Below are 8,186 nucleotides of genomic sequence, written 5' to 3' on the forward strand. Positions count from 1 at the left end.
CATGCCTTCCGCCGCTGCCACCGAGACCCCAGACCCGGGAACCCCAGGCCGGGGAGCCTCGGGCCGAGGAACCTCGGGCCAGGGAACCTCGGGCCAGGGAACCTCGGGCCCTATGCCCTCCGGGCGCCGGGGCCGCCCCGGCTACGACCAGCGGTCGGTGCTCAACGTAGCCGTCGAGGTGTTCAACCGGCACGGCTACGACGCGACGTCGATGGGGATCCTCGCGGAGAACCTCGGCATCTCGAAGTCGGCGATCTACCACCATGTGCCGTCCAAGGAGGACCTGCTTGCGCTCGCCCTCGAGCAGGCCCTCGGCGGCCTCGAGTCGGTGTGGGAGGCCCACGAGACGCACGAGGGGACGGCGGAGGAGCGGCTCGAATTCGTGGTGCGCTCGACCGTGCGGGTCCTGACCGAACGCCTGCCGTTCGTGACGCTGCTCCTGCGCCTCCGCGGCAATACCGAGACGGAGCGGACGGCAATGGAGCGCCGGCGCGTCTTCGACCGCAAGGTCGCTGGGCTCATCGACGAGGCAAGGGCGGAGGGCACCCTCCGCAGCGACATCGACCCGCGCACTGTGTCTCGCCTGCTGTTCGGAACCATCAACTCGATCGTCGAGTGGTACCGGCCGGGCGGCTCGCTCACGGCCGAGAAGCTTGCGGACGATGTCGTCGCGGTGCTGTTCGATGGACTCCGCCAGGGCGGGCTGCGCTAGGTCGACCGGCTTGCCACGGCTGCCATTCCCAATGGATGAACTTCTGCTGAATTGATCGGCAACTCGGGCTCCGAGGCCAATCGGCGGGAATAGGGTCTTCGCGGGGACAGAGAACCGCCGCTCTCGAGAAGGACATCCACATGCCGAAGTTCAGCATCCGCGCCGCGGCTGCCACGAGCGCTTTCGGGCTCGTCGTCGCCGCGGGCGGGGCCATGGCCGCCGCCCCGGCCCAGGCCGCCAGCTCCGCCACCACCACGCCGATCAAGCACGTCGTCGTCATCTTCGGCGAGAACGTCTCGTTCGACCACTACTACGCCACCTACCCGCAGGCCGCCAACGCCGCGGGTGAGAAGGTCCAGGGGACGGGCGCTCCGGCGTCGTCCTTCACGGCCAAGGGGAACACGCCCAAGGACATCAACACGCTCGCGAACGCCAACCTGCTCGCGCCGAACAACCCGAACTCCGTCCAGCCGATGCGCCTCACGCCGGGCCAGGCCGTGACGTGCGACCAGGACCACGACTACAAGCCCGAGCAGCTGGCTTACAACAACGGGCTCATGAACAAGTTCGTCGAGAACACGAGCTCTGACTCGTGCGGCAAGCCCGGCGACCCGCGCTACCAGACCAAGGGCCTCACCATGGGCTACTACGACGGCAACACCGTCACGGGTCTCTGGAACTATGCGCAGAACTACGCCATGAGCGACAACAGCTTCGGTGACGAGTTCGGCCCGTCCACGCCCGGCGCGCTCAACCTCGTCGCCGGCCAGACCCACGGCGTCACGAGCGTCGATCCGTTCACCGGGAAGCCGACGGCGACGCCGGACGACTACACGGTCAAGTCCCCGAACGCCCAGGGCGTCGGCACCGTCACCGAAGACCCCGACCCCGCGTACGACGACTGCTCGAACGGCAACCACTCGCAGAACTACCCGCTGGCTGCGATGCAGGGCAAGAATGTTGGCGACCTGCTCAACGAGAAGAACGTCTCGTGGGGCTGGTTCGAGGGCGGCTTCACCCCCAACGGCACCAAGAACATCAAGGGCGTGGACTACGCGCAGTGCACGACCGCGCACGCGAACATCGTCGGGGGCTCGCGCACTGACTACAACCCGCACCACCAGCCGTTCCAGTACTACAAGTCGACGTCGAACCCGCACCACCTCGCGCCCGCCTCGGACGCCGAGATCGGCCACAACGGGCAGGCGAACCACCAGTACGACATGACGGACTTCGACAAGGTCGTGAACTCGGACAACATGCCCGCCGTCTCGTTCCTCAAGGCGCCGAACTACCAGGATGGCCACGCCTCGTACTCGGATCCGATCGACGAGCAGGAGTTCGTGGTCAACCAGATCAACGCGATCCAGAAGTCGAAGAACTGGGACTCCACGGCGATCGTCCTCGCCTACGATGACTCGGACGGGTGGTACGACCACGTCGCAGCGAAGGTCAAGAACGCCTCGAACGACCCGGCCAACGACGCCGCGTGGTGCCTCAACGCCGCGAAGGCCGGCACGCCGATCCTCGGCGGCTACGCTGACCGCTGCGGCCCCGGCCCGCGCCTCCCGCTCCTCGTCATCTCCCCGTTCGCGAAGCGCAACTTCGTGGACCACACGGAGACGCAGCAGTCCTCGGTCCTGCGCTTCATCGAGGACAACTGGCACCTCGGCCGCCTCGGCGACGGCTCGTTCGACGCGATCGCCGGCTCGCTCACCAACATGTTCAACTTCGAGAACGACCGCGAGTCGACAGTCATTCTCGACCCGAAGACCGGAAACGTCGTCTCGAAGGGCGACGAGGGCGATTCGGACAGCCAGGAGTAATCAACCCTCGCTGCGGGGTTCCTCCCCCAGCGCGTGAGGGAGTTGCTTGAGGATGGCCACGGGAGCACGCTGGTTCCGTGGCCATCCGCATGTCCAACGAATTCCGCCGTCTCGTTCCCGAGCTCCGCTACGAGCCGACCCCGAAACGGCTCCGCGCGCGGCTGGGCGACGAGGTCGTCTTGGAGTCGCGCCGCGCGATCGTCCTGTGGGAGCCGGGGCGTCACATCCCGGTCCACGCGGTTCCCGAGGACGATGTCGTCGCTCGCCTCGAGCCGGCCGCGCCCGGCGAGGGCGGCGCGAACCATACGGCCGACGGCGACCTTCTCACCGTCAGGGCGGGGGGCCACACCGCCGCCGGGAAGGCGTTCCGGCTCAGCGACCCGGACCTGAGCGGCTACATCGTCTGCGAGACGGACGCGTTCGACTGGTTCGAGGAGGACGAACTCGTCATCGGGCATCCCCCGGACCCGTTCTCCCGGATCGACATGCGCGCGACGTCACGCCACGTCCGGGTGCTCCTGGACGGGGCCGTGCTCGCCGAGACGACGCGCTCCGTGATCCTATTCGAGGGGCGTCTTCCGCCTAGGTCGTACATCCCGCGCGAGGACGTGAACTGGGACCTCCTCGAGTCCGTGGACCTCGTGACGGTCTGCCCGTACAAGGGCCACGCCCACTACTGGACGGCGCCGGGGCTCGGCGACGGCCGGCCCGTCGCGTGGTCCTACGGCCCCGAATTCCCCGAGATGGCGCAGATCCACGGTCTCGTGGCGTTCTTCGACGAGCGCACCGACGTCGAGGTGGACGGCCAGGTCTCCGCGCGGCCGTCCACGGCGTGGACGTGAGTGATAACGGCTTGGCAACGTTCTGACCGGTCGATGGAATCGGCGGGAGGCCGTGCCTACACTCTTTGACGTGACCTGCATCTCAATGGCGCGATGCAGGTTTTTCTCTGCCCAGGCGCCCGCACGCTTGCCTTCCGCCATGGACGGAAGAGGGCGACGCGTCGAGAATTCTCCGCGTCGCCCTCTGGTCGCCCCCTTGACGGTCCCGATGCTCCGGGCGGTTAGCCGCCTACGCCCGCCCGCGCCTCCGCCACGAGACCGACCACGGAGTCGTGCAGCGGGTGCTCCGGCCCGAGGCCAGTGAGTTCCTCGGCGATCGCGAGGTCCGCCCCCTCCCCCGCGAGGAGGGACTGAAGGCGCTGGGCCTCGTCGTCGTCGGCCGCGTCGAAGCGCAGCGCGGCACCCATGGCGCCCAACAGCGCGTCCGCGGACAGGCCGCGCTCGGCGAGCTCGGCCGCCGGGCCGACGAACCGCTCGTGCCGGCTGAGCTTCCGGAGCGGCGCACGGCCCACGCGGTCCACCGTGTCCGGGAGCTCGGCATTGGCGAAGCGCCCCAGGATCTTGCGGATGTACGCCTCCTGTTCCTCGGGCGCGAAGCCGTACTTCGCGACGAGGAGGGCCTTGGTCTCGGCCAGGACGGCCTCGACCTTCCGCCGGATCTCGGGGTCGCCGATCGCCTCCGCGATCTTCTCCTTGCCCGCCACGCGCCCGAAGTAGGCGGCGGAGGCGTGGCCCGTGTTGACGGTGAAGAGCTTCCGCTCGATGTACGGACCCAGCGAGTCGACCCACGTGACACCCGGGATCTCCGGGACAGCGTCGCCGAACGGACCGCGCTCGATGGCCCACTCGAAGTAGGGCTCGACGCGGACGTCGAGGCCCCCGCCCGGCGCCTGCGCCGGGACGATGCGGTCCACCGCCGTGTTCGCGAAGATGGCCTTCGCGTCCACCGCGTCCTCGCCGAGGCCCTCGGTGCGGGCCGCGGCCCGCACCTCGGCCTCGAGGATGTCCGTCGCGTTGATCGCATTCTCGCACGCCATGACGGCAAGCGGCGCCGCGCCCTCCGGCCGCGCGGCGAGGCCGCGGGCGATCACCGGGGCCACGAACTTGAGGATGTTCGGGCCCACGGCGGTCGTCACGATGTCGGCGCGCGCGATGCGCTCGACGAGCTCGGCCTCCTGCGTAGCGGAGTTGACCGCGTCGTAGCCGTCCACGAGGTGGTCGACGCCGCCGGCGCCGACCTCGTGCACGGTGTACGACGGCGTGGCCTGGAGCGCCTCGATGAGAGGCGTCGCCACATCGGCGAAGACGAGCCCGTAGCCTGCCTCATGGAGCAGGAGGCCCACGAAACCGCGGCCGATGTTCCCCGCCCCGAAGTGGACTGCCGACTTGCTCCCGAGCGTCATGCATTCACCTTTCCGAAGATGTCGAGCACCTCATCGACGCTCTGGGCCGCCTCGAGCCGCGCGACCTGTTCCTTGTCGCCGAAGACCTTGGCGATCTTCGCGAGGATGCCGAGGTGCTCCTTGTCCTTGCCCGCGATGCCGACCACGAACGTGACCGGCTTGCCCTGCCAGTCGATAGGCTGGGCGTAGCGGACGAACGTGACGGCGGAGGCCGTGATGTGCGGCTTTGCCTCGTTCGTCCCGTGCGGGATCGCGAGGCCGTTGCCCATGAACGTCGAGACGGAGCGCTCGCGCTCGTGCATGGACTCGATGTACGCGTCATCGACGGCCCCGGCCGACTTGAGGAGGTGGCCCGCCTCGTCGATCGCGCTCGACATGTCCGAGGCGTTGCCCACGAGGACCACCGACTCGGGCCGCAGGACCTGCTTCGTCTCCGCGGGATGCTGCGGAACTGACACGTGCGCCGCCGCGGCCTCGGCCTCGGACGCCGGCTCGGACTTGCCGGCCACGCCCTCGAACGGCCTGTCCGCGGTCTGGGCCTGCTCGTCGAGGAGCGCCACGATCTCGTCGTACTTGGGGCTGCCCATGAAGTTGTCGACCGTCACGATCTGTGCGCTCGGCGTCTTCTCCTCGGCCCGGAGGGCGAGATCCTGATGGACCACGACCATGTCGTACGTGTCCGTGAGGTTGGCAATCGCCTGGTTGACGACCGTGACGTTGCGATGGCCCGCCGCCTTGATCTTGTTGCGGAGCACCGAGGCGCCCATCGCGCTCGAGCCCATGCCGGCGTCGCACGCGAAGACGATCTTGCGGATCTCGGTCGCCGTCGCAACGCCGCCGCCCCCGAGGAGCGACGAGGCCATCGACTTGCGGCCCTTCATGCCCTCCATGCTGGCGGTCGCCGCGGCGAGGTCGCCCTCTTCCTTGTTGCGCGCGGCCCGGAGGATGAGTGAAGCGATGAGGAAGGAGACCGCGCACGCGAGGAGTACCGAGAGGATCACTCCGAAGTAACTGTCGCGCGACGTCTGGGCGAGGACCGCGATGATCGAGCCCGGCGCTGCCGGAGCAACGAGACCCGAGTGGGTGATCGCGAGCGTCGCGATGCCGGTCATGCCGCCGCCGATGGTCGCGAGGATGAGGATCGGCCGCATGAGGATGTACGGGAAGTAGATCTCGTGGATGCCGCCGACGAACTGGATGAGCGCCGCGCCGGGCGCCGAGGCCTTCGCCGCACCCTTGCCGAAGAACATGTACGCGAGCAGGAGCCCAAAGCCGGGGCCGGGGTTGGCCTCGAGCAGGAAGAGGATCGACTTGCCCTGCGAGGCCGACTGCTGGATGCCAAGCGGGGTGAGCACGCCGTGGTTGACGGCGTTGTTCAGGAACAGGACCTTCGCAGGCTCGATGAAGATCGAGGTGAGCGGGAGGATTCCGGCGTTGACCATGAACTGGACGGCGTTCCCGGCGACCGAAGTCAGGCCCGTGACGACCGGGTCGATAAGGAAGAACCCGACCAGGGCGAGGGCCGCTCCCCAGATGCCCGCGGAGAAGTTGTTGACGAGCATCTCGAAGCCGGGGCGGATCTTTCCGTCCCAGATCGAGTCGATCTTCTTCATGGTCCAGCCGCCGAGCGGACCCATGATCATCGCACCGATGAACATCGGGATGCTTGTGCCGACGATCACGCCCATGGTGGCGATGGCACCGACCACGCCGCCGCGGACGTCATAGACCGCCTTGCCGCCCGTGTAGGCGATGAGCAGAGGCAGGAGGTAGGTGATCATCGGGCCGACGAGACCGACGTAAGTCTGCCCTGTGGCCGGGTCAGTGCCGAAGCCGCCCAGCTTGTCGACCGGGAGCCAACCAGTTTTGATGAACAGGGCGGTGATGAGGCCCCAGGCAATGAAGGCCCCAATGTTCGGCATGATCATGCCAGAGAGGAAGGTGCCGAATTTCTGCACCCCGGCCCGCGTGGCGTGGAGCCTCGAGGGGGCTGCGGTGGTCGACATGGTTCCCTGCTTTCGTGTCAGGAGGCAGCCCGCGGGCCGCCGGGGGGTGTTGGAGGATGGCTCTCTCCGCCGGATCCCGACCCGCCCTCGGGGGCGTTGGAGAGCCGATGGAGCCATTCGAGGAAGAGCCGCATCTCGGTACCGGATAGCTGTTCCGGATGCGAGGACTCGAGCGTGGCGTTGAGGGCTATAGCCGCCGCGACATAGGACGGCTGGCCCCCGGGTGTAATCGCCCCGCGCGACGGATCGTCCACGATGGACGGGTCCGCCACGACGGAGCGCAGGACGGCGTCACGCGTCTGCGCCGAGAGGGGCAGGGTCGCGATATCGCCGGCCGAAAGGGGTTGGTCTGGTTCATCCGCCAACAACATGAGCGTGACCCCGATGTTGGCGGCAAGGACGGCCCGTGCCGCCTGAGCTGGCGGCGCCGAGAGTTGTCCGGCTGCGGCGGCCCGACCGAGTTCCCGCTCGAGGAGGTGCTCTGCCTCCTCGACGAGAACCGGACGGCGTCCGGGACCCGTGTTGCCGAACATGAGGGTGTACAGCTGAGCGTGGGTCAGCCCGAAGTGCACATGGGTGTCCCACAGTCTTTTGACGTCGAAGAGCGGACTGGCCGACCGCTCCATCGTTCCCTCGCGCTGGACGAACTCCTCGAAGCCTCTGGCCACGACGGCTTCCATCAGCCCGTCCTTGTCGCCGAAGTGGTGGTACAGCGTAGGCGCTGTCACGCCGGCGAGATCCGTGATCTGACGAGTGGAGACCGGCTTGCCGTCCGACGCGGCGAGCAGTTCGATCGCGGCCGAAATGAGCCGCTCCCGCGGGGAGGCCTTGGGGGCCCCACCGTCCTGGGCGTCGTCGGCGACACCCATGTCCGAATCACGCATGGCCGCTAGCGTAACCGATATAGCAACGCTATACAAGAGGTGATAGTGAGCTGCGTCACAGGCATAATTCATGTGGTGAGGATCACGAAACACGTTTGTATAGCAACGCTATAGGCGCTAAGGTAGCGCGAAGCTCCGCCGGACGGACCGAGCCGAACGAACCGAGAGGACCCCAATGATGCAGCAGTTTCACGGTGTTGGTGTGACGGCGGGGCGTGTGGTGGGGCCTGTGCGGCAGATGCCGTTGCCGGTTCGTGAGCCTGCTGCGGGTGTGGGGTTGCCGGTGGGGGCGACGGTGGAGTCCGAGGGTGAGCGGATCCGGGCGGCGTCCAGGGCGGTGCAGGCGGGGCTGAAGGCCCGCGCCGCGGGCGCGGTGGGGGATGCGCGGGCGGTGCTGGAGGCCACGGCGTTGATGGCCGCGGACCCGATGCTGGTCAAGGGCGCGGTGAAGCTGCTGGGCCCGGGGGCCGAGGGCGGGGCGCGCACGGCCGAGCGGGCGGTGTGGGAGTCCGG

7 protein-coding genes are annotated in these 8,186 nt (G+C 68.2%); 4 read left to right on the forward strand and 3 right to left on the reverse strand.

Annotation, left to right across the window (positions count from 1 at the left end):
* The first annotated feature begins 112 nt into the window (after positions 1–112).
* The 3 genes from E6A26_RS09220 to E6A26_RS09230 all read left to right on the forward strand — a co-directional run bounded on the left by E6A26_RS09220 (position 113) and on the right by E6A26_RS09230 (position 3,380).
* Positions 113–712 (forward strand): TetR/AcrR family transcriptional regulator, encoded by a 600-nt coding sequence (locus tag E6A26_RS09220; protein ID WP_136610913.1) that lies wholly within the window; start codon positions 113–115, stop codon positions 710–712.
* A gap of 140 nt (positions 713–852) precedes the next feature.
* Positions 853–2,538: a phospholipase C gene (locus E6A26_RS09225; RefSeq protein ID WP_211129057.1), complete on the forward strand. Its 1,686-nt coding sequence runs from the start codon at positions 853–855 to the stop codon at positions 2,536–2,538.
* Positions 2,539–2,615: 77 nt separating this feature from the next.
* Complete coding sequence (locus E6A26_RS09230; RefSeq protein WP_234865262.1) at positions 2,616–3,380, forward strand: DUF427 domain-containing protein; 765 nt, start codon at positions 2,616–2,618, stop codon at positions 3,378–3,380.
* A 221-nt stretch (positions 3,381–3,601) separates the two neighbouring features.
* Here the strand turns inward: E6A26_RS09230 and E6A26_RS09235 are convergent, their stop codons facing one another.
* Genes E6A26_RS09235 through E6A26_RS09245 form a run of 3 tightly spaced genes read right to left on the reverse strand, consistent with a single transcriptional unit; the run spans position 3,602 to position 7,658 of the window.
* Entirely contained in the window at positions 3,602–4,783 is a 1,182-nt protein-coding gene (locus E6A26_RS09235) for a mannitol-1-phosphate 5-dehydrogenase (RefSeq protein WP_136610896.1), read from the reverse strand.
* Positions 4,780–6,789: a PTS mannitol transporter subunit IICBA gene (locus E6A26_RS09240; protein ID WP_136610897.1), complete on the reverse strand. Its 2,010-nt coding sequence runs from the start codon at positions 6,787–6,789 to the stop codon at positions 4,780–4,782. Before E6A26_RS09240 ends, E6A26_RS09235 begins: the two co-directional genes overlap by 4 nt.
* A gap of 17 nt (positions 6,790–6,806) precedes the next feature.
* Entirely contained in the window at positions 6,807–7,658 is an 852-nt protein-coding gene (locus tag E6A26_RS09245) for a TetR/AcrR family transcriptional regulator (protein ID WP_136610916.1), read from the reverse strand.
* Positions 7,659–7,848: 190 nt separating this feature from the next.
* Between E6A26_RS09245 and E6A26_RS09250 the strand changes: the two genes are divergently transcribed.
* A partial coding sequence (locus tag E6A26_RS09250; protein WP_327407445.1) for a phosphoenolpyruvate-utilizing N-terminal domain-containing protein occupies positions 7,849–8,186 on the forward strand: 338 nt, incomplete at its 3' end.

Origin of the sequence: Sinomonas albida, assembly GCF_004919045.1 — a bacterium.
Taxonomy (GTDB): Bacteria; Actinomycetota; Actinomycetes; order Actinomycetales; family Micrococcaceae; genus Sinomonas; species Sinomonas albida.